Source organism: Legionella sp. km535 (genome assembly GCF_003990085.1).
GTDB lineage: Bacteria > Pseudomonadota > Gammaproteobacteria > Legionellales > Legionellaceae > Legionella > Legionella moravica.
Genome location: NZ_RZGU01000021.1, coordinates 41,059 through 64,823, shown reverse-complemented (window position 1 = coordinate 64,823; position 23,765 = coordinate 41,059). Strand labels below are relative to the sequence as shown.

The window sequence follows — 23,765 nt, the reverse complement described above, 5'->3', positions numbered from 1 at the left end:
ATGAGCATGTAGTAAATCGATAGGCTCCATCATTTTCCCCAAACAAATTTGTTGGGGGAAATTAGATCACGACTTCAATTTTACTGCAATTATTTTTAGCAAATTTGAGGGGATATATCAGCCCGCGGTCTTCGCCGCGGGCGATTCGTAAACCATATAGTAGCAACAATGGAAAATAGATTTAATCGAAAAAACTAATCCACAATGAAACGATCTTTACCTTAAAATAATCGAGTAAATAGACCCCGCGGTCTTCGCCGCGGGGATTCGTAAACCATATAGTAGCAACAATGGAAAATAGATTTGAGCGAAAAAACTAATCCGCAATGGAACGATCCTTACCATGAAATGATCCAGTAAATAGACCCAGCGGTCTACGCTGCGGGGATTCGCACTGAACTCTATAGTCTTGATCGCATCTATTGACTTACCTCATTCCCGAATCCCCGCGGCGAAGACCGCGGGGTCTACTGGGATCTCAGATAATATACAATTTATTGATTTAGCTCATTACTGAATTTGAGATTAACCAAGATAAAAAGATATAGGCCTACCGCTCTTCTTTCTCCGGACGAGTCAATCCATATTTACGCATTTTTTCAACTAAAGTTGTCCGCCTCATGTTGAGGTAACTTGCTGCATGAGCTACTACCCAGTCGGACTCCTCTAAAGCTTGGCTTATCAAAGAAAGCTCTGTTTTAACCAAGTGCTCTTTCAAATCAATCCCATCAGCATTTGATGGTTGATCCTGACTGATTATTTGCAATAAGGTTTCACGTTCAGAGCCAGATGAATTCATTTCCATATAGGATAGTTTGTATTCACCTTGAAAGCGCTGAGGTAGATCATTTTTACACACAATACCATTAGGGTATAAAATAGACAAACGTTCTACCAAATTTGCCAATTCACGAACGTTTCCAGGCCAGCTGTAATTACATAAAGCATCCATCGCATCAGGCATTAGACGAACAATGGGCCTATTCTCCCCTTCAATACGCGAAATGAGTTCATTAAATAAAAGCACAACATCCGCACTTCGGCTCCTCAAGGGAGGCATTTCAATAGGGAATACATTAAGCCTATAGAATAAATCCTCTCTAAACTTACCTTCCTTAATGGCAACTTCCAAATTTCGGTGAGTTGCAGCAATGATTCGAACGTTTACATCAATGCTCTTATTGGAGCCCACTCGCTCAAAACAACGTTCCTGCAACACTCGAAGCAATTTTACCTGCATGGCCAAAGGCATATCACCAATTTCATCGAGGAAGAGAGTTCCACCATTAGCTAATTCAAAACGTCCTTGCCTTGAAGTAATGGCCCCGGTAAAAGCGCCTTTTTCATGGCCAAATAATTCACTTTCTAATAACTCACCCGGAATAGCGCCACAATTAATCGGTATAAAGGGCTTATTCGCTCGTGCAGATAAAGAATGAATATTGCGAGCAACAACTTCCTTACCAGTTCCTGACTCTCCCAAAATCAATACGCTAGCCTCAGTATTTGCAACTTGCTCAATCAGTTTACGAACCTGGCTAATGCTTTTACTGGTTCCAACCAAACTACGAAACAAAGGGATTCTTTGTGTGCTGGCAGTAATCAGTTTTACTGCTTCTTTAGCAATTTGACAACGATGCAACGCTTCAAGCATTTGAGCATAACTGAATGGAAAAGAAAGACAGGCAACGACATTCCGATCTTCGCACTGAACGGAGTTAAGTTGTTGACCAATAACGATTATTGGAACTCTTGAAAATTGCTGGGCTAAAGCATCAAGCTCATTAATAGTATTATCGAGCTCTCGCTCAGCACCCAGAATAATTACTCCAGGATTAGGATTATTTATAATTTGCCAATTGTTATATTTGATAACCTCGGTAGATTGTCCTAAAAAGTCAAATATAGTTCTCAATTTGTCACAACGATTTTCATTTTCATCAATGATGTATATTGTCTCATTGTCACTCATAAACCTATCCTTAAGTTTGAGATAATTTAATTTAAGTATCGGATACTTACTTCATTACTGTCAAACTTCTGACATTAAATTTACTGAACTGTCATAAAAACCATCAATCAAAATGATTCAAGCATATAAAAATGTACTCTGCTTCACGACCGATGACTTACCCCAGGTTCTTTCAGAACAACTGGGGTTCATTCTTCATAAACAAAAACTGAATATCAGGATATCCCATACTGTATTCGTGATGACATGTTCCATGACTCTTAAGATGTTAGGATCATCGATAACACAATATTGATTTAAATGCATTGCACTGATTACCAAAACACAGTTCCTGGCTACCAATTGATTTGGTTGCACTAATTTGAGATTCCTTAACAAAACGTTTTGCCTGGAGATACCCCATCCTGCTGCAGAATGAATTTGCAGCTCGTGCTCCACAACCTTTATCCTTGTCATAACACCAATCTACTCGATAATCATTGTATCGAGGATATGCAAATTCTTTCTCGCGGTAATGATAAGGTTTAGGTGGATTATGTGACAGTCCGATGGCACAACTAATCGTCATAAATCCATTGCAACGCCAACCTTTGCATTGTGCTCTGCTGGATAAATAATTTGTTAACCCTACGTTATAAGCAATGACATTTTGACTGGAATAATCATAGCCCAACATTTGACAATAACGATTAGCAACATCCTTACCGCACTCTTTTCCATCAAAACTGCAATAATCCAGACGTTCTCCAAGATAAGTTGGATGCCAGATCGTTCTAAATGCTTTATTTTGTAATCCTTTCGCATTTAACTGCAACGAAAAAAAACAAAGCACAAATATAAAGACCAGAAATCTTCTAAAATTGATCATTATAACAATCCTTTAGCAACTATTGTCACATGTTAGCCCACTATAGAGGGAAGGCACAAGAGAGATTGTTATAGCAAGGAATAAAAAAAGTGTTAATCCAGTCTATCTGTTTTATTAAATTCCAATTTGATGACCAAATATGAATTTTAAATAAGCTAAATAATTAAACAGGATTATTGCTGTCCAGAAACAGATGAGACAAATTAAAATATTGTGCTACATGATTTCCTAATGCCTGGATTCCATAACGCTCTGTTGCGTGATGCCCACAAGAGAAATAGTGAATTCCTAATTCTTTTGCCTGATAATAAGTTCGTTCTGAAACTTCTCCACTTAAATAGGCATCGACTCCCAACGCATGAGCATGTTCAATATAATCCTGAGCAGCCCCAGTACACAGCGCTATAGATTTTATGCGTTTAGAATGACCGGATATATGAAGAGGTTTACGTCCAAAAGAACGTTCCAAAAAATCGCCCAATTGTATTTCTGTCATATCTTCAGTCAGAAGACCAGACCATAACAGGTTATCTGTAGTGCCAACTTTATGCATCTGAATAGAGTCTAATGACAATAATTTAGCCAGACACGCATTATTGCCCAGCTCAGGATGGCAATCGAGAGGTAAATGATATGCAAACAGATTAATTTCGTGATTCAATAATTTACCGATTCGCTGACGCTTCATTCCAGTGATAACAGGATCTTCACCACGCCAAAAATAACCATGATGCACCAAAAGCGCATCTGCATGCCATTCAATTGCCTGAGAAATTACGTCCTCAGATGCAGTTACTGCAGTACAGATGCGCTTGATGTGTTCCTTACCCTCAACCTGAATTCCATTTGGTGCATAGTCATTGTATTGACGACAACTCAGCAAATCATTCAGGTACAGGCTTAATTCACTGCGTGTAATCACCGCTCTGAAACTCGCTTGATGTCAGCACCCAAAAGAGACAATTTTTCTTCGATACGCTCATACCCTCTATCAACATGATAGATACGCTCAACCGCAGTCTCTCCCTCAGCCACCAAACCAGCTAATATCAGACTGGCTGAAGCACGAAGATCGGTTGCCATTACTGGTGCTCCCGTTAGCTTTTCAACGCCATTAATAATTGCGGTATTACCATTTAGCTGGATCTGAGCTCCCATACGTTGCAATTCCTGTACGTGCATAAAGCGATTTTCAAAAATAGTTTCGACTATCGTTGAAGTGCCTTCGGCAACTGAATTCATTGCCATAAATTGAGCTTGCATGTCAGTAGCAAAAGCAGGATAAGGAGCCGTTGAAATATTGACTGCCTGTGGTCGTTTGCCATGCATATTCAGACTGACCCAGTCTTCGCCTATAGTCAGCTCAGCCCCTGCTTCCTCAAATTTGCACAACTGAGACAACAAGGTATCGGGTCGTACTCTTTTTACGGTTACATGACCTCGAGTCAATGCTCCGGCAGCAAGATAAGTACCAGCTTCAATTCTGTCAGACATAACAGAATAAGTCCCACCAGCTAATGATTCAACACCTTCAACTTCAATAGTTGAAGTTCCAGCACCTGATATTTTAGCACCCATCTGGATTAGGAAATTAGCTAAATCAACCACTTCAGGCTCACGAGCAGCATTCTTAATTATCGTTGTACCTTCTGCAAGCACTGCTGCCATAAGAATATTTTCAGTACCCGTTACCGTAACGGTATCAAACATTAATCGACGTCCCTGCAATCGACCTCGTCGGCAACGCGCGTTGATGTATCCATTTTTAACCGTGATATCAGCACCCATAGCTTTTAATGCCTTGAGATGCAAATCTACTGGACGCGTTCCAATCGCACAGCCACCGGGCAGGGAAACATCGGCTTTTCCAAATCGCGCCAGCATAGGCCCCAACACCAGAATTGACGCGCGCATTGTTTTAACAAGATCATAGGGAGCAACAAACTCATTGACCTGACTGGCGTCTACCTGCACATTCATTTTTTCATCGACAATCAAATGAGCGCCTAATTGTCCAAGCAGCTCCATCATGGTAGTAATGTCTTTTAAATGAGGAACATTGGATATGGTTACATGGTCACTGGCAAGTAAACTGGCAGCCATGATGGGTAATGCTGCGTTTTTAGCACCAGAAATAACTACTTCACCATGTAATGCCTTACCACCGTTTATTAATAATTTATCCATGTTGCTTCCCCCATTCTTCTTTTGTCCATGTCTTCATGCTTAAAGCATGAAGCCTGCCAGTGGTAATTAAGTCATTGAGCTGAGCATAGACCCATTGCTGTCGAGCGACCCTGGTTTTATTTAAAAATATATCGGTTACTATTATCAGTTGGTACTGGTAACCATCGCCTGTTACTTCGACATGAAGCACTTCGTCAATGCTTTTAAGTCTTTGTTCAATTTCTTCATTACTTAACATAAAGTTAGCTCACTAATTGAAATAAATACAATTTTTTTACCCTAGTTGTAAAAAAAAATATAAAAGAGGATTATACAGTCATTCCAAAGGGGGTTTTATATCAAAAAAACTAGCCTGCGCGAAAGGCAGGCCAAGGTCTTAGGGATGATGAGTATTTACCTAATTCAGGTTCTTCTATTCATGCACTTTCTAAAATACTCTTTACTCCACAAAATTCGGCTAAGGACTGAGTTTCTGGAGATATCCCTATCACTTCAAACATTTTGTTGCGGTGCATACACAATTTTCTTGCCTCTATCAGTAATGCCAAGCCCGCACTATCGCAATGCCTCACGTCACTTAAATCAAGACAAAAGGTAGTAGCGGCATCATCCATCAACGCTTTAAACAGCTTTGCGCGTACAGACACCACTGATTTAAAAGTAAGCTCTGAACCGGGTTTAAAATTAATTTTTTCCACGATTATGAAGCCTTCTTCACTTGTTTTTTCTGCATTTCACTAATCACTTCATTAATGCTGGAATGTTGCAGTGCTTGAGCGAATTGAGATCGAAAGCTCTGTAACAAACTCACTCCTTCAACGCTTATGTCATAAATTTTCCAATATCCATTTTTTGAAACCAGACTGTAGCTTAAAGGAATATTTTGTCCCTTGGAACGAACTATCACACTATTTACCTTGATGAAACGACTATCCAATGAACCGCGCAAAGGCAAAAACTGAATGGTTTCATCTGAATATTCAGCCAGTGGGCTGGAGTACGTGCGTATAACCAATCGGGTAAAGGCTTTGGAAAACTCAGCGCGCTCAGATGGTGTTGCCTTATTCCATGCCTGACGGCCTAAAACGGATCGGGACATACCAGCCACATCAACATTGGGTAGCAAATGCATTTCCACTGCTTTATAAATAATGGAAGGATTGCTCTTCAAACTTGACTTGTTTTCCTTGAGAGTAGCAATAATATCATTAGCAGCTCGTTCCAGCATAGGTACTGGAGATGTCTGTGCCGCCATCATTTGAGATAAGGACATACAAGCAACTAATAAAACGGTTTTAAATGCTCTCATGGTTCACCTATTTCTTGATATTAAATAATAATTGGCCTATAAGATTCTCAAGAATAATCGCTTCCTGAGTTTTAGCAATCACATCCCCTTGCCGCAAATACGGATGATCATTACTGTCCTCATCTTCAAAACCCGGAACAATACTAATATAATTGGAACCAAGCAAGCCCTCGGTCAAAATTCGCGCAGAAGAATCCTCATACGGTATTTTTTTATCACTTCTTAGAGTCATGGTAACCCTGGCATTAAGCTCACCTGGCTGCAACTCAATTCGACTCACTTCACCAATTCGTACGCCAGCGACCGTAACTGGAGCTCGTACCTTTAAGCCACCGATATCAGTAAAATCTGCTGTGACCTGATATCCTTTCTGAGAGATAAAATCATTAAAACTGCTGACTTTCATTGCCATTACCAATAATGCCAATAGGCCAAGCAACATAAATATTCCTACACTTATGTCTACATAACGTTGCTTTTTCATTTACCAATCTCCAATCATCATTGCAGTCAACAAAAAATCGAGCCCTAAAACAGCAAGCGATGAATAAACTACGGTCTTAGTCGTCGCCTGACTAATGCCCTCCGCTGTTGGCACACACTCAAATCCCTGGAAAACTGCTATCCAGGTCACTACAAAAGCAAAAACGAAACTCTTGATGATTCCACTAAAAATATCAATACGAAAATTAACCGCTGCCTGCATATTGGACCAAAAACTGCCGTCATCGACACCCAGCCAATGTACCCCGATAAAATACCCGCCATAAATCGCTACTGCAGAAAAAATTAATGCAAGTACGGGTAAAGCAATAAAACCCGCCATAAAACGTGGATAAATCACTCTGCCCAATGGATCAACACCCATCATATCCATACTGGATAATTGCTCTGTTGCTTTCATCAAGCCAATTTCGGCAGTCAAAGCTGAACCAGCCCGTCCAGCAAACAACAAGGCACTGATTACCGGTCCTAATTCTCGTGCAATGCTTAATGCCAGCAATTGTCCCAGCTGGCTGGCAGCGCCGAATTTTTGCAAAGTATTATATCCTTGCAATCCAACAACCATACCGATGAATAACGCCGATACGACAATAATCAAACAGGACAACACGCCAACAAAATGAAGTTGCTGACGCAACAAAGGCCATAATTTAGGTATATTAGGCTTTCTGAACAACATGGTAAATAAAAATAATCCTGAATTACCAATAGTACTTAATACCTGTATACCACGATTACCAAGACGCGCGATTGAATCAAGCATCTAATAACTCCTCTGTATAAGGTCTGGCAGGATAATGGAATGGAACAGCTCCATCCGCTTCACCATGCATGAACTGCTTAACTTGCGGTTCTGCAGATTGAATTAACTCATCAGGAGTTCCCTGACCAATAATTTTTCCACCTGAAATCAAATAAATATAATCCGCTATTGAACAGGTTTCTTCAACATCATGAGATACAATTATGGTTGTGGTGTGTAACAACTGATTCAGCCGTTTTATTAAACGCACCAAAACCCCCATTGAAATTGGATCCTGTCCTGTAAAAGGTTCATCATACATCATCAGCTCAGGGTCAAGCGCTATAGTTCGTGCCAATGCCACACGCCTTGCCATTCCGCCAGATAACTGGGCTGGCATTAAATTCGCTGCACCTCGCAAACCGACTGCTTCGAGCTTCATTAACACTATATCACGCAACATGGAAAAATTTAATTGAGTATGTTCTCTCAAAGGAAAAGCCACATTGTCAAATACAGAAAGATGAGTAAACAGTGCACTGCTCTGAAATAGCAGGCCCATATTACGCCTTGCCTCATACAACGCTGAACGAGAAAGCTGATGCATGTTTTGACCGTGTACGAACACCTCACCATTGTCGGGTGTTAATTGGGCGCCGATCAACCTGAGCAAGGTTGTTTTTCCAGAACCGCTTGGACCCATGATAGCAGTAATTTTTCCCTGCTTCACCACCATATCTATGCCATCAAAAATGTAGCGGTTATCCCGGGTAAAGGTCAGATTATTAATTACAACCCAATTTTCAGGCATGCTCTCATTTCCAATTTTAGTCTGAATTTAGAAGTATATACTGGTTAAAAAAAAAATGTGGTTTTTAATTGCGTTTGAATTAAAAAAAAGTTCATTTATAAAAAAAAATAGGGTTACATCATTCAAAAGCAATGTGTTAGAATGAAAAATACACAAAAAATAATACACTTTGCCTATGAATTTTTGCACACTTGGACTCGCAGTTATTGAAACTGAAGCACAAGCTGTCTTCGAATTGACTCAGCGAATTGATGCTCGATTTGAAAAGGCCTGTGAGTTACTGCTTGCCTGTAAAGGGCGTATCGTAGTCACAGGAATGGGCAAATCCGGACATATAGCCAACAAACTGGCCGCTACATTCTCCAGCACCGGTAGCCCCGCTTTTTTTATGCATCCTGGAGAAGCCAGTCATGGTGATCTGGGGATGATCACTCCTCAGGATACCGTTGTAGCAATATCACATTCCGGCAACACTGTTGAACTGGTAACCATCCTCCCATTATTAAAACGCCTTGAAGTACCGCTGATTACCTTAACCGGAAATGTTGACTCAACCCTGGCCAAATCAGCCGATGTCAATCTCGATGTCAGCATCAAGCAAGAAGCATGTCCACTAGGACTAGCCCCGACAACCAGTACTACCGTTTCTCTGGTCATGGGAGATGCATTGGCAATAGCCCTTCTTCAAGCACGCGGCTTTAGTGCCGAAGATTTTGCCTTGTCCCATCCAGGCGGGGCATTGGGTAAAAAATTATTACTCCGAATAGACGATTTATGTCATAAAGGCGATCAATTGCCACTGACCAATGAGAAAGCAACCATTAGTGAAGCGCTGATTGAGGTAACCGACAAAAAACTGGGCATGACCTGCGTTGTGGACAATCACGGGATACTGGTAGGCGTGTATACCGATGGAGATATTCGAAGAACCTTAACCAGCCAATACGACATCAATACGACTCAGCTCAAAGAAGTAATGACCCGCAATTGCAGAACCATTCATACGGGAATGCTCGCAGCCGAAGCCCTGGCGATAATGCAAAAATACAGCATCACTTCCCTTGTAGTGGTAGATGAAATGAACAGACCTCATGCGGTGCTTCACTTACATGATTTGTTAAAAGCCGGCGTTTTTTAACCTAGAGAATAAAATGAATGAATTAATTGAAAAAGCAAAAAAAATTCAATGCCTTATTTGTGATGTCGATGGAGTCCTTAGTGATGGACTACTTCATATTGACAATCATGGTAATGAATTAAAATCCTTTCACGTCCAGGATGGAATGGGTCTAAAATTGCTTATGGCTATTGGCATAGAAGTTGCAGTAATTACTACCGCTCGCAATGCCGTTGTAGATCACAGGATGAAACAGCTAGGAATAGTCCATTATTTTAAAGGACAAGTTGATAAGCGAAATGCATACCAACAACTTAAAAAAAATCTGGGCTTGCATGATGAGCAATTCGCCTATATCGGTGACGACTTACCCGACTTACCATTAATCCAGCAAGTTGGATTGGGTGTAGCCGTTGGTAACGCAGTCCCCCAGGTAAAAGAGTTTGCTGATTGGCAAACCCAGCAAACAGGTGGTCGTGGAGCAGTAAGAGAACTGTGCGACTTAATTCTGAACGCACAAAATAAAATGGATTTAGCACTGGAAGGTTATCTAAAACAATGAACGCCATCAAACAAGCAGCATGGTTGTTTTTTGCAATTGCACTTCTGGCATGTTCCAGTTGGTATTTTACCAACTCAAAGAAACTCATTAGTTTGGATAACGATATACTGTCCAATACTATCGATACGACAATCACTCAATTGACCGTAAGTCAATTCAATAGTGAAGGCGTACTAATTAACTTATTAACCACTCCGTTAATGGAACACATCCCCAAAGATGACATCCACCTGCTTAGGACACCCCATATTATTATTCATCAGGATGATCAACCTGCATGGGAAATTAATTCCAAGCGCGCTAAATCCTTCGAAGGCGGTAAACGCATCACGTTTATAGAGCAAGTTGTTGTTCACCAAAATCCTGGCGATAAAACCCAGGAAAGCACCTTGAAAACAGAAGAAGTAACCTATTATCCAAAAGAAAAGAAAGCAACTACCGACTTGTTCGTGACTTTTGAACAACCAGGAAACATCATACAGTCAACGGGAATGAATGCTTATCTTGATGAAAAACGCGTCGAACTGCTACACCAAGCCAGAGGTAGGTATGAGCCAGCGAAAGGCTAGCTTCAGTTTATTACTGATTTTGATGCTGAATGTTATGGTTGGTTATGCCCTTCCCTCAGACAAAGAACAGACTATGCATGTCATCTCTGACTCCGCCGATTTAAGCCAAAAAAATCATAAAGGTGTCTACACTGGTAACGTAGAATTCATTCAAGGTTCAACCAATCTGAATGCAGCAAAAGCCATCACCCAAGGTGATGCCAAAAATCAGTTAGTCCTGGCCATAGCCAATGGTGAAAAAGGGAAACAAGCTCACTACTGGACCGAAACCGGCCCCGACAAGCCACCTTTTCATGCCTATGCTGATACTATAAAGTATTACCCATTAAAACATCTAATTGAATTAATCGGCAACGCGCGTATTGAACAAGGAACCAATTCATTGTCCGCGGCTAAAATTAGCTACGACACCCTGGAGCAGCATGTTGTATCTGAAAGCGACGGGAAAACCAGAACAACCATTATCATTTATCCAGAAAAGAAACCGACATGAGTCTATTAGAAGCCCGAGAGTTAAAAAAATCTTTTAAATCCAGAACTGTTGTTAACGGCATTAGTATTAATATCAAAAAAGGCGAATGTGTCGGGTTATTAGGGCCTAACGGAGCAGGTAAAACCACCTGTTTCTATATGATAGTAGGCCTGCAGTCCTGTGATGAGGGTCAGATCATTCTCAATGGTACAGACATTACCCATTCCGCAATGCACCAAAGAGCGCGATTAGGTATAAGCTATCTACCTCAAGAAGCCTCAGTATTCCGTAAACTAACCGTTGCGGAAAACATCATGGCAATCCTGCAGCTTAGGACTGATTTAGACGAACAAGCCCGAGAAGAGAAGCTGGATTTGCTCCTTCAGGAATTCCATATTACCCATATTGAAAAAAGTCTGGGAATGTCCTTATCAGGTGGCGAAAGAAGACGGGTTGAAATTGCCAGAGCTTTAGCAATTGAACCCTCGTTTATTCTTCTTGATGAACCCTTTGCCGGTGTTGATCCAATTTCGGTTATCGACATTAAAAGAATTATTCAGCATTTGTGCGATCAGGGCATTGGTGTGTTAATTACGGATCATAATGTCAGAGAAACATTGGATATTTGTGAACGCGCCTATATTGTAAGCCAGGGAAAAATTTTATGTGAAGGTGCTCCGGAAGTCATCCTGGCTAATAAACAAGTGAGGGCAGTATACCTCGGTGAGGATTTTGCCTTATAGGATCTCAATGCTAGTACTGATTGATAATTACGACTCATTTACCTATAACCTGGTACAATATTTTCAATGTTTGAAGCAAACGGTTTCAGTTCATCCCCATGATCACATTAGCATAGCGGATATAAAAAAACTTGCCCCCAAATTTATAGTCATTTCACCGGGCCCCAATTCACCTGATGAAGCAGGCATTTCCCTGGAAGCAATCAGAGCATTTCATCAGGAAATTCCTATATTAGGTGTTTGTCTTGGCCATCAATGCATGGCTCAGGCTTTTGGAGGAACTATTATCTCAGCTCCTGAAATCATGCATGGCAAAACTTCTGAAATCCGCCACAATAATAGAGGACTCTTCAAGAATATTCCTAATCACTTTAAAGCCACGAGATATCACTCGCTGGCAGTCGAAGAATCCAGTTTGCCCGATTGTTTTTCTATAGACGCCTGGGCAGATAATACAATTATGGCAATTTCACATCGTCAATACCCTCTTTTTGGTCTACAATTTCATCCCGAAGCAATTTTAAGCCAATACGGTTTGCACATATTAGAGAATTTTTTAAGTTATGAAGCCCAATCAACTATTTGAACAACTCATCGCGAAGAAAGATCTGAGCCCCTCTCAAATGCATGAAGTCATCCATGACTGCATGACGGGTCAATTAAATGATCTGCAGATCGCAACTTTTTTGGCTCTCATGCGAATGAAGGGCGAAACAGCCAATGAGTTGACTACCGCGGCATCTGTAATGCGTCAATTAGCTCATCCTCTTGCACTTGGGGAGAATCTGATTGATATCGTTGGCACCGGTGGCGATGGCAAAAATACCTTTAACGTATCTACTGCCTGTAGTTTTGTAGTAGCTGGAGCAGGAATTCAAGTTGCCAAACATGGAAATCGCTCCGTCTCAAGCCGAAGCGGTAGTGCCGATTTATTGGAACAGGCGGGATTTGCCCTGAATCTTACTGACGACCAGATGATGGCCTGCATGAAACAATGCGGCTTGGCTTTTCTCTTTGCACCCCATTATCATCCTGCCATGCAGCATGCACGTTCAGCGCGCCAACAGTTGGGAATTAGAACACTGTTTAATTTACTTGGACCACTGGTCAACCCTGCGCGAGTTAAAAAACAGGTGGTTGGAGTGTATCCAGCAAGCTGGTTAAAACCGTTATCCATCGTATTGGCTAATTTGGGCAGTGAACGCTCATTAGTCATCAGTTCACACGATGGCCTTGATGAAATCAGTATTGCCGCACCTACCGATGTTGTAGAGTACCATGATGGAGTTTATAAAGAATGGCTAATTCATCCGGAACATTTTGGTATAAAACACCAATCACTGGATGCCATTATTGTTGACTCACCCCAGCAAAGTCTGGAATTAATTTCATCAGTACTTTCCGGAGCCCAGGGTGCTGCTAGAGACATGGTGCTACTGAATTCTGCTGCGGCCATTTATTGTGCCAGGGATGAATTATCATTCGACCTTGCTCTTGAACAGGCTAAAGCGTCAATAGACAGTGGTAAAGCAGCCCAATGTTTCACCAATCTTCGAAATCTAACTCAACAATTAACTAAAGAATCTCACCATGAATAGTATTTTACAACGCATTGCTCAACATAAGCAGGAAGAAGTTGCCCAATCTAAAAAAGATAAGCCCCTGAGTTCCCTTGCAAATGAACACGAAATTCAGAGACGAGATTTTCTGGCAGCACTTCAATCCGGTTCGTCCCCTTCAATCATCGCAGAAATTAAAAAAGCCTCTCCCAGTAAAGGATTAATAAGAGAACACTTTGATGTCGCAGAAATTGCAACTGAATATGCCAATAATGGCGCAAAATGCCTTTCCGTTTTAACCGATAGAGATTTCTTTCAAGGACATCCTGATTATTTGGCATTAGCAAAATCACAGTGTAATCTACCCGTTCTAAGAAAGGATTTTATCATTGACCCATACCAAATCCATGAGAGTCTGGCATTGGGTGCGGACTGTATTCTTCTTATAGTTGCCATGTTAGATGACATGCAATTAACTGATTTTTGTCAATTAGCCCAGGAGCTTAAGCTGTCCGTACTTGTTGAAAGCCACACCAGGGAAGAACTGGAGCGAGCCATAAAATTACCAACTCCATTGATAGGCATCAACAACCGCAGCCTGCATACCTTTAAAACAGACATGCAATTAAGCATTCAACTAAAAGACTGTGTGCCCTCAGATAAACTCATTATTTCGGAAAGTGGAATCAATACACGAAACGACATTAAATTAATGCAGTCTCATGGGATTAATACCTTTCTTATCGGGGAAAGTCTCATGCGAGCCCCAAACATAGGCGAAGCGCTCAAAGGATTAACCTGCGATCCCAGTTAATTACTCTTCATATCCTGGCTCAGGAGTATCAATGGGTTCTGGTTCGGGTAATTCCGGATATCCTGGTTCCAACGGTTCTGGATTTATTGGATACTCTATTGGCTCCGCGGGGTACTCATATGGGGATTCCGGTATTTCACTATTTCTCAAAGTAACACCTTTGGGTTGTCATTTTATTTAATTATAGCAAAGCCAAATTCGACTACATTGAAACACTAAAAATATTTATGTCATGCCTTGGTCTGTAGCTCGTGATTGCTGAAAGTTTAGTATTAAAGCAAATTATGGTACCCTTTCGAAATTAAGTATTTCTTCACTACTCAGCCATCTGCATGAGGCAATCGAAGATAAAATGACAGAATATTGGGGAACTCGAATGAAAGTTGCTTTAATTACTGGTGCTGCCAGTGGCATAGGACTAGCCCTAAGCCAACTATACCTCCAACGTGGCATCAAGGTAATCATGGTGGATAAGGACAGCTCCAAACTTATAAAAGAGGCCAACGAACTGAATGAGTTATATCCTGGATCGGTACTCAATAAAACGTGTGATATCACCAAGCCTGATGACATTGATCAACTGCTTGCCTATGTCGATACTCATTGCGGTAGAATAGACTGGCTTTATAATAACGCCGGGATTATTGGATCTTTGGCTCCAGTCTGGGAGTTGCAGCCTGAACAGCTTAATCAGGTCATGGATGTTAATTTACATGGAATGATCCATGTCATCCGAATTTTTATACCTTATTTATTTAAACAACCATTTCATTCTCATATAATTAATATGGGAAGCTTGTATGGACTGTGTTCTGGTTCACAAATTGCAGCTTACTCCATGTCAAAACATGCGGTATTGGCTTTATCTGAATCCCTGTTTTATGATTTGAAAAGACTGGAAAAGCCAGTCGATGTATCAGTCGTATTCCCTTCATTCACCGACACCTCGTTATTATCAACTAATCCGGCTGAATCCAATTCGGTATTTCACGAATCATTAAATTCGCTATTAGCACACTCACGGCCCGCATCTGATGTTGCGTTACATATCATCCAGGAAGTAGAGCAGAAACGATTTTATATATTGCCAGATAAAGAAGTCAAAGGTTATTGTGAAGAACGGACAAACGCCATCGTTCGTCAGGAAAACCCTTATATTAATAACATTGAAAAGCTAATGAACGCTCTAATCAAACGCAAACACGCTTTAAGGTCAGTAGATAATTGACTTTTTTCATTGCTCGAAAACGCTTATTTACCGTACTCTAGGTGCGGTATCGAGACAATAGTATCAATGAGCGCGCTTTTGCGCGTCAGTATTTGAACCCCCTCACCCTAAACCTTCTCCCCCACGCTTTGCGCGGTGGAGAGTGGATTTGATCGGAAGAAGCTCAATTTCCCCGGGCACTAGTGTGCTTTCGCGAGGATGACTACCTTATATAATGGTACATTAGAATTGATGAATAGTAGGATGGTGTATTTAAAGATGCATCCTGTATAAAGGCTCCTTCAAATACCGAGAGCCATTTTCTAGCGTTTAATTCTGAATTAAAAATTCAACCAAATCGTTTTTGACCCAACATGTCCAATAATTCACGACGAAACCTGTGATAGTCAACTTCCAGAGCATGACGCCTGTTGGATTTAAAACGATAATGCGGTTTATTAATCTCTTTCTCTATTTTTTTATGCAATTGCTCTGGTCGCTTTAAACTTCCAGTAATGATGCGTGCAACAATTTTCGATTGATAATCAGCGAGTGGCCAAATACACCCTTGTGGCTGGCACAAACCGATAAAATACAAATTATCAAATTCTGGATGCATCATTTTTCGATACAGAGGAATTTTGGTGGAATTGCTAAAATCCAGGCACTCTTTATCAAAAAATGGAAAACTGATTTGATAACCCGTCGCAAAGATTACCGTATCAAACTCATCTTTGCTGCCATCAGTAAAATGCACTACATTCCCATCGAAGTGGGAAATGCCAGGACGAGGCAAAATTTTTCCATGACGAATAAAGTACAATAATTCCGAATTGATTGTTGGATGTATTTCCAGAGGGCCACAATCGGGCTTCATTAATTTGTATTTACCATAACGTCCCTGTAAGCCTCGAACTACCAGGCTAATAAATTTCTGTCTTAGCCAGGATGGCATCCATTGAATTTTAGCTACAGCAACATCAGTAGGTTTACCAAAAATGAATTTGGGGAATATATGATAGCCTCTGCGCATGCTGATACAGGTTTTAGGAGACACTCGGGAAATTTCTACTGCCACATCACAAGCTGAGTTTCCACCACCTACGACTAATACTCGCTTATCTTTAAAGATCGATGCCTTTTTATATTGATGGGAATGAAGCACCTCACCGGTAAATTCCCCCTGATATTCAGGCATAGTGGGATCCCAATGATGGCCATTTGCAACTAACAAATAGTCATAACATTCCTCATGAGTACCTTGGGAGTCTTCATAAAGGACATTCCATTTCTGCTCTTCAGTTCGCGCGACTTTCAAAACTGTTGTATTAAAACGAACGTATTTGTTCAGATCGAAATGTTCTGCGTAACTCTTAAAATAATTTAATAGCTGTGCATGAGATGGATAATCAGAATATTCCGCAGGCATAGGAAAGTCTTCAAACTGTGACCATCTCTTTGAACTTATAATATGAGTGGTTTCATAGACACTTGAATGATTATTATTCTCATCATATACCCAATTGCCACCTATTTGATTGTTTTTTTCAAAAGCCGTAATACTGGTTAAACCCTGTTCCTGCAAGTTTTTAATTGCTGCGATTCCACTCGGGCCAGCTCCAATAACACAGATACGAGGAGATATACAGTCTTTATGCGCCCTTACTATTTCCATCAATTAACACCTTTTCAACTTTATCCAAAATCATCGCCTGTACGACTTTATCTTTATCAATAGTGAAGTGATTTACATTAACCTCTTTTAATGAATTCACATTAACATTTTCAATTTGTGTTGCTTCAGGATTCACTGCCCTTAACTTTAGGCCACTAAACATAGGAACGTAACCGGGTTTATAAACATTGAGTACCTGCTTTACATTTGGAGGTACTATGGTTTGAGATACGGCATCAACGGTAACTAACAGAGCAACAGGTACACCCGCTTCATTAAGATTACGCGCAACCTTAATCTGCTCGTTAGCTCCTAATGAATGGCCAACTAAAATTATAGGCCGGTGATCTTTTTGTTTGTAATAGCGAGTGATGATGTTTCGACTGACTTCACCCGCGTTATACCACATGGTACTTCGGGAAGAGATATGATATTTGTCCGCTACAGTATCTCTTAATTGATTCATCCCCTTGCTGAAAATACCTAATCCACCGCGCATGGTATGCACTTCACCCTTTTTAGCAGGTGCTGAATTCACTTTTGACGTATTATTTTGCCCAGTACTTGTATGATGTGTCGCTTTTTTTCTATAAGCGCTTCGAGAACCGGATAAATCGACACATCCAGTTAAAATAACACTCGTTAACAACAATAAGAATGGTATGAAAAAATACGTTTTCCGGGTGCGATAAGAGTTCATATTATTTTTATTGTGATTTATCGAAACCTCATCATAACGTATTCTTGATTTATTTTACAGAGGCTTAGCTATTCAAATAATAACTTCTTTCCCCCATGCAACATCATTCCGAATGTAATGAGAGATCAACTTTTCCTCTTACCTGTTGGGAAGGTAGCGTGAAGCAAAATCCATTAGTCTAATAAAACAATAGGATCCAGGTAACGCCCTTGCCCCCAGGAAACGTGGACTAGCTCCAATGCATGCCATTGAGCTTCCTGTTCTACCTGCGTAGCAATCACCTGAATATCCAGAGTTTTTGCCATCTCGTTAAAATAGTGTATAAAAAACTGTTTACTTTCATTTTCATCAATATCCTGCACCAGACTTCCATGCAATTTTAAGTAATCAACATGAAGCTCACTTAAATAATGCAAAGGAGAAAAATGAATTCCAACTCGATCCACACCAATCTTTACACCCAACTTTTGCACTTGTTTTGCAAATAATTTCACTTCTGTGAATGATTCAAGAACTTTACTCTCGCTTATTTCTAATGACAGATTTTTTAATACAGCCTGGGGTATGTTTTTTAATTGATGTAAATATGCATCTCGATGCTCATGATTCACTATAGTATCTTCAGATACATTCAGCGCAAAACACTCATTGGAAGCAATTTTTTTGGCAGCCAACTCGTTAAGCGCGTACTGGTCAATCAGATATGCCAATCCCATTTTTTCAGCTGCCGGCATAAAATAACCAGCACCCAACTGCTCATTATTCTGATCTAGAATTCTTACGAAGATCTCTTTGTGTAAATATTCTTTACCGTTGGTAACCCCTTGCGCATATAAATGCATCTTTTTTTGGTTTAAGAATACAACCAAATCATCACGGGTAATTAACCGTCGATACTTAAAGGTATCATGTTCTTTTTGACAATAAAAAACCTGCTGTTCCCGGGCTTTTTTAACCGACAAATCAACCATGGATAATAAATTGGATACACTTTGATGAGCAAAATAACCAGAAGCTCCCATATGAACCTGACACAATTTAATGTCACTGATTTCCTGCCTTAAGCTGCTTTCAAACTCCATACATTGGTTATCAAATATCTCAGGATCGAGTTCATGGCTAATTAAAGCAAAGGTACTTCCACTAATTCGTGCAATTGAACTGACCGAAGAGTGACTCCAGAATTCCTTGCATATTCTTGCAACGAGTAAAACCAGGTTATCACCCTGCTGATAACCCTGTTTATGATTCAGCTCATCCAGACCATCAATAACGATCATTAAGACATAACCGGGAATATACTCATCCTCATTATCTAAAATTGCAGATAATTGCTGTAAAAAATAACGCCGGTTACTTAATCCCGTCAGAGGATCCTGATAAACCTGTACCCGTAAAAGTTCGGCTTGCTGTAATTGGTCTTCGAATAATGATTTAATTTTTAACACCATCTGATTCATAGCAAGAGTCACCTGCTTCAATTCTGGAGTACGAGGTATGTTCGTTTCGATGGGAAACTCATGCTCTGAGATTGCTAAAGCCTGTGAAGTGACTCTTTTTAAGGGTCTCATCAATAACTGAATAAACCCATAAGTTAAGAGCAAGGCAGCTAAAGCAAATACAAAATATGCCTTAACCATTTCAACAGCGTTTCGCCACAAAGAAGAATAGACATTATTAGGATCACTGATCACCGATACCTCCCCTGCCTGCATCCACCCGTCCATAACCAATGAGTTCTTTTTAGTTAAGGGCCATTGGATCAAATGGACAAACCACTGGGGTATGTTATTGTGCGGCGACACAAATTGTTTGGTCACAATGACTTTACCCTTGATGTCTTTAACCTGAATAAAGGAAAAATAGCCTCTATCAAATACTGCTTGAACCATGGAATTCACAGTTGGCAGATCATGATTTAATAATGATTGAGATAATGACAATCCTAATGAGGTAGCCGTATCCTGAGCGTTGCTCTCCAGTTGCTGGATAAAAAAGTTGCGGGCATTATTCATCGTTATGAAATAAGTGCCAATAAAAACGAGGAGTAACATCATTAAAACACATAATGCCATTTTCTTGTTCAGTGTCATGGTCTTTCACCTTTTATTGCATACGCTTCATTAATTCATCCCATTTGCCCAAACCGTTGGATTGCCCCATAAAGGAACTTTGACCCCGTTGTTTGGCCAGCCATAAACCTTCACCATTAAAACTGTATATTGGTTTGAGATCTTTACGCTTGGATGCCCGCATGATGTCAGGCTCCAAACTGTCTAATATAAGAGGCTCTGCTTCAGGAGTTGGATAGTAAGACAAAACCATATGTGCCTGATTTAATTTAAGGGATGTAACATAAGTAATTCTTAACCGCTCTGTTGGCACTCCCAGGGCAATTAAAGTGAAATATTTAATTATTGCAAAATCTTCGCAATCCCCGCCGCCATCGATAATGAATTCCTCAGGAGATTTCCAATAATCATCCACACCCTGGGATTGCAGATCGGATTCATAATTGAATTGATTAAAAAACGAATTTACTTTCTCTAACTTGATGTCTTCAGATTTATTCTCAAAATCTTTTATTAAATTACCCCAGGCTCGAAATCTTTTTTTAATATCACCCTGGGACTTAAGCTCCATTTGGTGAATTTTTTCAATAGTTACGGGTGCTGAAGCATGAAGACAGGAGCTGGTTAAATAAAAAAAAGCCAGGCACATCAAAAAAAATGTACCTGGCGTTCGATTATGCTTTTTGGGGCTTATTTTTGAATGTAACAAGTACCCCTTGTACATGAGCCAGTTCCTTTAATCGTTCCATTCCATTCCCCGCATGCCCGCGATATTCATAAGGCCCTACAAGTACAGTCAGGCGCTTATCACACACAGTCATGAAGGCTGAAAAACCAAGTCCTTGCAAGCGATTTACCAAAGCAACGGCATTACTTTTCACATTAAACACACCCGCGGAAACATACCATAATTTAGGGGTTACTTGCTGAGGATAAGTAGTGTTCTTATCGATTATCGCCTTATTAATTGGAGTCGTTTCCATATTTTTAACGGGCTGAGCTAAAAGCATGGGACGATCCGTATCATTAGGATAAGGTATCTCATCCATCTTTTTATTTAACAGAATATGCGTCTGAGCTGAGCTAAATACATCGTTATTTACCACATTGACAGGCAATCTTAATTTTAAATAATTCAATAATTTACCCATACCATTCAGAATTCTAAAGCGAGACAGCATCTCGTCATTTTGGCCACGAGCCAGCTCAATTTCTGATTGATAATATTCATTCTGGGAATCCAGCAAGTCGAGCAAGGTTCTTTTTCCTACCTTAAATTCATCCTGATAGGCAGCACGTGTTTTTCGTGAAGCAACGACATGAGTTTTTAGAGGTTTTAATCTAAGCGCTGCGGAAGTATATACATTCCAGGACAAACGGATTGCTTCTTTCAATTGAAGCAAACTACGATTTTTTACTTCATATGCTTCCTGTACCTGATAAGCTGTCTGACGTACATAAGCTTCGTCTGCGCCACCACGAAACGCATTATAGTTCATTCGAATTGCAGCAAGATCAGAATTATTGGGACCAACCAAACCACTAAGATTTCTGTTTTTGGAAGCACTCAACACCAAATCAACTTTAGGATAATATGCTGCTCTGGCTACCTCATACTGAGCTTTAGCTTGCTTGATGTCAGCATAACTGGATTTAACAGTAGGATGATTATCCAAACCTTTTTCAAGCGCTATTGCCAGAGTGCTGGGCAACTCCTTATCGGTCGGTATGTGTGGCCATGTTAAATGTTCCGGCCATTTTCCTACCAGTTTTGCGTAGTTGATTCGCACTTCCTGAAGGTTAGCCTGGGCACTGATTTTATTGGATTCAGCAAGAGCAAGCCGCGCAACAGCCTGATCTACTTCAGCTTCACGCGAAATTCCAGCATCAGCCCGTTCTTTAATCATCTTAAAAACAGCTTTATGGGCCTGAAGGTTACTTATGGAATAAGCATACAAACGCTCATGCATTAACACAGCCAGGTACGCTTTCGTGATATCCAGAGCCAGATCCTCAGCAACACCCTGGGTTTTCCACCGTTGCCCCTGAGTTAAATATTGATTCCGCTTTACTTCATTAACTATCCCACCGCCAGAAAATAAATTCTGCTTGAACTCAACTGCAGATTCGGTACGGTCTAATATAGCAACATTAGTATCATCAATTGCAGTAGTTGTCGGGTTTAAACTTCTCTCACGACCAAACCCACCTGTTACATCAATAGTAGGATAATAAGCTCCCTTAGCTTTATCTATTCCTTGTTTAGCCGACAATCCTTTTGCCGTATTGGACAACACATCAGGATTTGAAATCATCCCATGTTGAACAGCATCATATAATGAATCAGCTGCCGCATACGAAGAAGTAAAAATAGCAACCGATAATATTACATGTCTCATCCCGCGTCCTTATTCCATCAAAAAATAAGATGATAAAGTTATCTGATTCTACTAAGTTAATTCATGTAACGACATGCTTCAATAGATTTTGAATTCTTTTTATATCTGTTAGTATAAGCAAATGATTGATATGTTGGATATTTTTTCATTATGACTGGTAATTTTTCAGTTGTCTCGGTTAGCCAGCTTAACAGACAAGTAAAATCCTATCTTGAAAATGAATTAGGGATCGTTCATGTTGAAGGGGAAATTTCAAATTTGAGCAAACCCTCATCAGGACATCTTTATTTTACTCTCAAAGATAACTCGGCTCAAATACGGTGCGTATTTTTTAAAAATCGACATTTTGGATCTTCTGCAAGAGAACTTGGTGACGGGAAACAAATCGTGGCCAGTGGTACATTGAGTCTTTACGAAGCACGGGGAGATTATCAACTCATTGTCGACGAAATAACAGACGCAGGCTTAGGCGAACTCTACCAGCGATTCGAGGAGTTGAAAAAAAAACTTGCAGCTGAGGGCCTCTTTAATCCAGCCAGGAAAAAAAAGATACCTGAAATACCAAAGACCATAGGTATTATCACCTCATCCAGTGGTGCAGCACTTCGTGATATTTTATCTACCCTGGCGCGACGTTTTCCATTGGCAAAAATCATCATCTACCCGAGCGAAGTCCAAGGTGCTACAGCCCCACAGCAACTGATTAAAGCATTGCAATTTGCAAATGCTCACCCTCGCTGCGATGTACTGATACTGGCTCGAGGCGGAGGAAGTATAGAGGACTTATGGGCATTCAATAACGAACAGTTAGCCCGTGAAATTGCTGTCAGTACCATTCCTATTGTATCGGGTGTAGGACATGAAACCGATTTCACCATTGCGGATTTTGTAGCGGATCTCCGAGCCGAAACCCCGACTGCTGCTGCAAATGCCGTAACCCCAAACTGTATTGAGCTATTCAATCGTATTCATCATGCCATTGCCCGTTTACAAACTGCCCAAAACAGACTCATGCAGAACTATCAGATAAAAGTGAAGCACCTATTAGACAAAATCTCCTCACCACGGCAAGCCATCAGTGCTTACTGGCAAACAATTGACTATCTTGAACGCCAATTAATTTCAAACCAGGCACAATGGATTATCCGAAAGAAACATGATGTATCCCGCTTTCTATCTCTGTTGCAGGCTAACAATCCCAAGACACAGATTGAACAAACCCAACTGCACATGAATCAGATTGTGGCGCAATTAATCCTTCAAACCAAAAGTAAAGTCACCCAACTAAGGCATCAATTGACAAATAATTTATCAACTTTGCACGCAGTAAGTCCCTTGGCTACACTAGACAGAGGATATGCCATTGCTACTATAGACAATAAAGTGATTTTTTCGACACAACAAGTACGTATTGGAGATGCAATCAATGTGCGTTTGGCAGAAGGCCAAATCGCCTGTGAAGTTACTAACATTAAGGACTAAT

26 protein-coding genes are annotated in these 23,765 nt (G+C 40.4%); 10 read left to right on the top strand and 16 right to left on the bottom strand.

From position 1 onward, the window contains the following. Nucleotides 1-550: 550 nt before the first annotated feature. The 10 genes from ELY21_RS12405 to ELY21_RS12360 form a co-directional block, all read right to left on the bottom strand. Nucleotides 551-1,972, bottom strand: a complete 1,422-nt coding sequence (locus ELY21_RS12405) for a sigma-54 dependent transcriptional regulator (protein WP_127109934.1) — start codon at nt 1,970-1,972, stop codon at nt 551-553. A 274-nt stretch (nt 1,973-2,246) separates the two neighbouring features. Further along, complete coding sequence (locus ELY21_RS12400) at nt 2,247-2,840, bottom strand: hypothetical protein (protein ID WP_127109932.1); 594 nt, start codon at nt 2,838-2,840, stop codon at nt 2,247-2,249. Nucleotides 2,841-3,003: 163 nt separating this feature from the next. Further along, complete coding sequence (locus ELY21_RS12395; RefSeq protein WP_127109930.1) at nt 3,004-3,762, bottom strand: Nif3-like dinuclear metal center hexameric protein; 759 nt, start codon at nt 3,760-3,762, stop codon at nt 3,004-3,006. Then, on the bottom strand, nt 3,759-5,027 hold the full coding sequence (gene murA, locus ELY21_RS12390) for a UDP-N-acetylglucosamine 1-carboxyvinyltransferase (protein WP_127109928.1): 1,269 nt from the start codon (nt 5,025-5,027) through the stop codon (nt 3,759-3,761). Before murA ends, ELY21_RS12395 begins: the two co-directional genes overlap by 4 nt. Continuing rightward, nucleotides 5,020-5,265 carry a BolA family protein gene (locus ELY21_RS12385; protein ID WP_028385145.1) on the bottom strand — a complete coding sequence of 82 codons (246 nt, stop codon included), beginning with the start codon at nt 5,263-5,265 and terminating at the stop codon, nt 5,020-5,022. Before ELY21_RS12385 ends, murA begins: the two co-directional genes overlap by 8 nt. A 178-nt stretch (nt 5,266-5,443) precedes the next feature. Continuing rightward, nucleotides 5,444-5,725: a lipid asymmetry maintenance protein MlaB gene (locus ELY21_RS12380; RefSeq protein ID WP_028385144.1), complete on the bottom strand. Its 282-nt coding sequence runs from the start codon at nt 5,723-5,725 to the stop codon at nt 5,444-5,446. A gap of 2 nt (nt 5,726-5,727) precedes the next feature. Next, a complete protein-coding gene (locus ELY21_RS12375) occupies nt 5,728-6,336 on the bottom strand; it encodes a phospholipid-binding protein MlaC (protein ID WP_127109926.1) in 609 nt (202 codons plus the stop codon). Between the two features lie 7 nt (nt 6,337-6,343). Next, nucleotides 6,344-6,820, bottom strand: a complete 477-nt coding sequence (mlaD, locus tag ELY21_RS12370) for an outer membrane lipid asymmetry maintenance protein MlaD (protein WP_127109924.1) — start codon at nt 6,818-6,820, stop codon at nt 6,344-6,346. Beyond that, entirely contained in the window at nt 6,821-7,603 is a 783-nt protein-coding gene (mlaE, locus tag ELY21_RS12365) for a lipid asymmetry maintenance ABC transporter permease subunit MlaE (protein WP_127109922.1), read from the bottom strand. Then, nucleotides 7,596-8,393 carry an ATP-binding cassette domain-containing protein gene (locus ELY21_RS12360; RefSeq protein ID WP_127109920.1) on the bottom strand — a complete coding sequence of 266 codons (798 nt, stop codon included), beginning with the start codon at nt 8,391-8,393 and terminating at the stop codon, nt 7,596-7,598. The genes mlaE and ELY21_RS12360 overlap by 8 nt, the downstream gene beginning before the upstream one ends. A 175-nt stretch (nt 8,394-8,568) precedes the next feature. Here ELY21_RS12360 and ELY21_RS12355 point away from each other — a divergent pair, with 175 nt between their 5' ends. Genes ELY21_RS12355 through trpC form a run of 8 tightly spaced genes read left to right on the top strand, consistent with a single transcriptional unit; the run spans nt 8,569 to nt 14,229 of the window. Continuing rightward, a complete protein-coding gene (locus ELY21_RS12355; protein ID WP_127109918.1) occupies nt 8,569-9,531 on the top strand; it encodes a KpsF/GutQ family sugar-phosphate isomerase in 963 nt (320 codons plus the stop codon). Between the two features lie 13 nt (nt 9,532-9,544). Beyond that, nucleotides 9,545-10,072 (top strand): 3-deoxy-manno-octulosonate-8-phosphatase KdsC, encoded by a 528-nt coding sequence (gene kdsC / locus ELY21_RS12350; RefSeq protein WP_127109916.1) that lies wholly within the window; start codon nt 9,545-9,547, stop codon nt 10,070-10,072. Continuing rightward, nucleotides 10,069-10,641: an LPS export ABC transporter periplasmic protein LptC gene (lptC, locus tag ELY21_RS12345; RefSeq protein WP_127109914.1), complete on the top strand. Its 573-nt coding sequence runs from the start codon at nt 10,069-10,071 to the stop codon at nt 10,639-10,641. The genes kdsC and lptC overlap by 4 nt, the downstream gene beginning before the upstream one ends. After that, the gene (gene lptA, locus ELY21_RS12340) at nt 10,622-11,134 is read left to right on the top strand and encodes a lipopolysaccharide transport periplasmic protein LptA (protein ID WP_127109912.1); all 513 of its coding nucleotides are present in this window, start codon (nt 10,622-10,624) and stop codon (nt 11,132-11,134) included. Before lptC ends, lptA begins: the two co-directional genes overlap by 20 nt. Then, entirely contained in the window at nt 11,131-11,856 is a 726-nt protein-coding gene (lptB, locus tag ELY21_RS12335) for an LPS export ABC transporter ATP-binding protein (RefSeq protein ID WP_127109910.1), read from the top strand. Before lptA ends, lptB begins: the two co-directional genes overlap by 4 nt. A gap of 7 nt (nt 11,857-11,863) precedes the next feature. Then, nucleotides 11,864-12,442: an aminodeoxychorismate/anthranilate synthase component II gene (locus ELY21_RS12330; RefSeq protein ID WP_127109908.1), complete on the top strand. Its 579-nt coding sequence runs from the start codon at nt 11,864-11,866 to the stop codon at nt 12,440-12,442. Continuing rightward, nucleotides 12,420-13,454 carry an anthranilate phosphoribosyltransferase gene (gene trpD / locus ELY21_RS12325; RefSeq protein WP_127109906.1) on the top strand — a complete coding sequence of 345 codons (1,035 nt, stop codon included), beginning with the start codon at nt 12,420-12,422 and terminating at the stop codon, nt 13,452-13,454. Before ELY21_RS12330 ends, trpD begins: the two co-directional genes overlap by 23 nt. Beyond that, entirely contained in the window at nt 13,447-14,229 is a 783-nt protein-coding gene (gene trpC / locus ELY21_RS12320) for an indole-3-glycerol phosphate synthase TrpC (RefSeq protein WP_127109904.1), read from the top strand. Before trpD ends, trpC begins: the two co-directional genes overlap by 8 nt. On the opposite strand, the gene ELY21_RS15745 is transcribed toward trpC, so the two are convergent. Further along, a complete protein-coding gene (locus tag ELY21_RS15745) occupies nt 14,230-14,379 on the bottom strand; it encodes a hypothetical protein (RefSeq protein ID WP_165482382.1) in 150 nt (49 codons plus the stop codon). It lies immediately after the preceding gene. A gap of 226 nt (nt 14,380-14,605) precedes the next feature. Here ELY21_RS15745 and ELY21_RS12315 point away from each other — a divergent pair, with 226 nt between their 5' ends. Further along, nucleotides 14,606-15,457 (top strand): SDR family oxidoreductase, encoded by an 852-nt coding sequence (locus tag ELY21_RS12315; RefSeq protein ID WP_127109942.1) that lies wholly within the window; start codon nt 14,606-14,608, stop codon nt 15,455-15,457. Between the two features lie 328 nt (nt 15,458-15,785). On the opposite strand, the gene ELY21_RS12310 is transcribed toward ELY21_RS12315, so the two are convergent. The 5 genes from ELY21_RS12310 to ELY21_RS12290 form a co-directional block, all read right to left on the bottom strand. Beyond that, a complete protein-coding gene (locus ELY21_RS12310; RefSeq protein ID WP_199741711.1) occupies nt 15,786-17,111 on the bottom strand; it encodes an NAD(P)/FAD-dependent oxidoreductase in 1,326 nt (441 codons plus the stop codon). Then, entirely contained in the window at nt 17,089-17,811 is a 723-nt protein-coding gene (locus ELY21_RS12305; RefSeq protein WP_127109900.1) for a hypothetical protein, read from the bottom strand. Before ELY21_RS12305 ends, ELY21_RS12310 begins: the two co-directional genes overlap by 23 nt. A gap of 173 nt (nt 17,812-17,984) precedes the next feature. Next, nucleotides 17,985-19,904: an EAL domain-containing protein gene (locus tag ELY21_RS12300; protein WP_127109898.1), complete on the bottom strand. Its 1,920-nt coding sequence runs from the start codon at nt 19,902-19,904 to the stop codon at nt 17,985-17,987. Between the two features lie 13 nt (nt 19,905-19,917). Then, nucleotides 19,918-20,607: a transglutaminase-like cysteine peptidase gene (locus ELY21_RS12295; protein WP_127109896.1), complete on the bottom strand. Its 690-nt coding sequence runs from the start codon at nt 20,605-20,607 to the stop codon at nt 19,918-19,920. After that, nucleotides 20,558-22,282 carry a TolC family outer membrane protein gene (locus ELY21_RS12290; protein WP_127109894.1) on the bottom strand — a complete coding sequence of 575 codons (1,725 nt, stop codon included), beginning with the start codon at nt 22,280-22,282 and terminating at the stop codon, nt 20,558-20,560. Before ELY21_RS12290 ends, ELY21_RS12295 begins: the two co-directional genes overlap by 50 nt. Before the next feature lie 150 nt (nt 22,283-22,432). Between ELY21_RS12290 and xseA the strand changes: the two genes are divergently transcribed. Then, on the top strand, nt 22,433-23,764 hold the full coding sequence (xseA, locus tag ELY21_RS12285) for an exodeoxyribonuclease VII large subunit (RefSeq protein WP_127109892.1): 1,332 nt from the start codon (nt 22,433-22,435) through the stop codon (nt 23,762-23,764). The last annotated feature ends 1 nt before the right edge of the window (nt 23,765 follow it).

Bases quoted from the DNA above. Each gene is read 5' to 3' on its own strand.
- ELY21_RS12300 (WP_127109898.1), bottom strand. From the start codon at position 19,904: ATGACACTGAACAAGAAAATGGCATTATGTGTTTTAATGATGTTACTC.
- ELY21_RS12385 (WP_028385145.1), bottom strand. From the start codon at position 5,265: ATGTTAAGTAATGAAGAAATTGAACAAAGACTTAAAAGCATTGACGAA.
- ELY21_RS12360 (WP_127109920.1), bottom strand. From the start codon at position 8,393: ATGCCTGAAAATTGGGTTGTAATTAATAATCTGACCTTTACCCGGGAT.
- trpD (WP_127109906.1), top strand. From the start codon at position 12,420: ATGAAGCCCAATCAACTATTTGAACAACTCATCGCGAAGAAAGATCTG.
- ELY21_RS12315 (WP_127109942.1), top strand. From the start codon at position 14,606: ATGAAAGTTGCTTTAATTACTGGTGCTGCCAGTGGCATAGGACTAGCC.
- lptC (WP_127109914.1), top strand. From the start codon at position 10,069: ATGAACGCCATCAAACAAGCAGCATGGTTGTTTTTTGCAATTGCACTT.
- ELY21_RS12355 (WP_127109918.1), top strand. From the start codon at position 8,569: ATGAATTTTTGCACACTTGGACTCGCAGTTATTGAAACTGAAGCACAA.
- ELY21_RS12290 (WP_127109894.1), bottom strand. From the start codon at position 22,282: ATGAGACATGTAATATTATCGGTTGCTATTTTTACTTCTTCGTATGCG.
- ELY21_RS12310 (WP_199741711.1), bottom strand. From the start codon at position 17,111: ATGGAAATAGTAAGGGCGCATAAAGACTGTATATCTCCTCGTATCTGT.
- lptB (WP_127109910.1), top strand. From the start codon at position 11,131: ATGAGTCTATTAGAAGCCCGAGAGTTAAAAAAATCTTTTAAATCCAGA.
- kdsC (WP_127109916.1), top strand. From the start codon at position 9,545: ATGAATGAATTAATTGAAAAAGCAAAAAAAATTCAATGCCTTATTTGT.
- xseA (WP_127109892.1), top strand. From the start codon at position 22,433: ATGACTGGTAATTTTTCAGTTGTCTCGGTTAGCCAGCTTAACAGACAA.
- ELY21_RS12400 (WP_127109932.1), bottom strand. From the start codon at position 2,840: ATGATCAATTTTAGAAGATTTCTGGTCTTTATATTTGTGCTTTGTTTT.
- lptA (WP_127109912.1), top strand. From the start codon at position 10,622: ATGAGCCAGCGAAAGGCTAGCTTCAGTTTATTACTGATTTTGATGCTG.
- ELY21_RS12295 (WP_127109896.1), bottom strand. From the start codon at position 20,607: ATGTACAAGGGGTACTTGTTACATTCAAAAATAAGCCCCAAAAAGCAT.
- ELY21_RS12405 (WP_127109934.1), bottom strand. From the start codon at position 1,972: ATGAGTGACAATGAGACAATATACATCATTGATGAAAATGAAAATCGT.
- ELY21_RS12375 (WP_127109926.1), bottom strand. From the start codon at position 6,336: ATGAGAGCATTTAAAACCGTTTTATTAGTTGCTTGTATGTCCTTATCT.
- murA (WP_127109928.1), bottom strand. From the start codon at position 5,027: ATGGATAAATTATTAATAAACGGTGGTAAGGCATTACATGGTGAAGTA.
- trpC (WP_127109904.1), top strand. From the start codon at position 13,447: ATGAATAGTATTTTACAACGCATTGCTCAACATAAGCAGGAAGAAGTT.
- mlaE (WP_127109922.1), bottom strand. From the start codon at position 7,603: ATGCTTGATTCAATCGCGCGTCTTGGTAATCGTGGTATACAGGTATTA.
- ELY21_RS12330 (WP_127109908.1), top strand. From the start codon at position 11,864: ATGCTAGTACTGATTGATAATTACGACTCATTTACCTATAACCTGGTA.
- ELY21_RS12305 (WP_127109900.1), bottom strand. From the start codon at position 17,811: ATGAACTCTTATCGCACCCGGAAAACGTATTTTTTCATACCATTCTTA.
- mlaD (WP_127109924.1), bottom strand. From the start codon at position 6,820: ATGAAAAAGCAACGTTATGTAGACATAAGTGTAGGAATATTTATGTTG.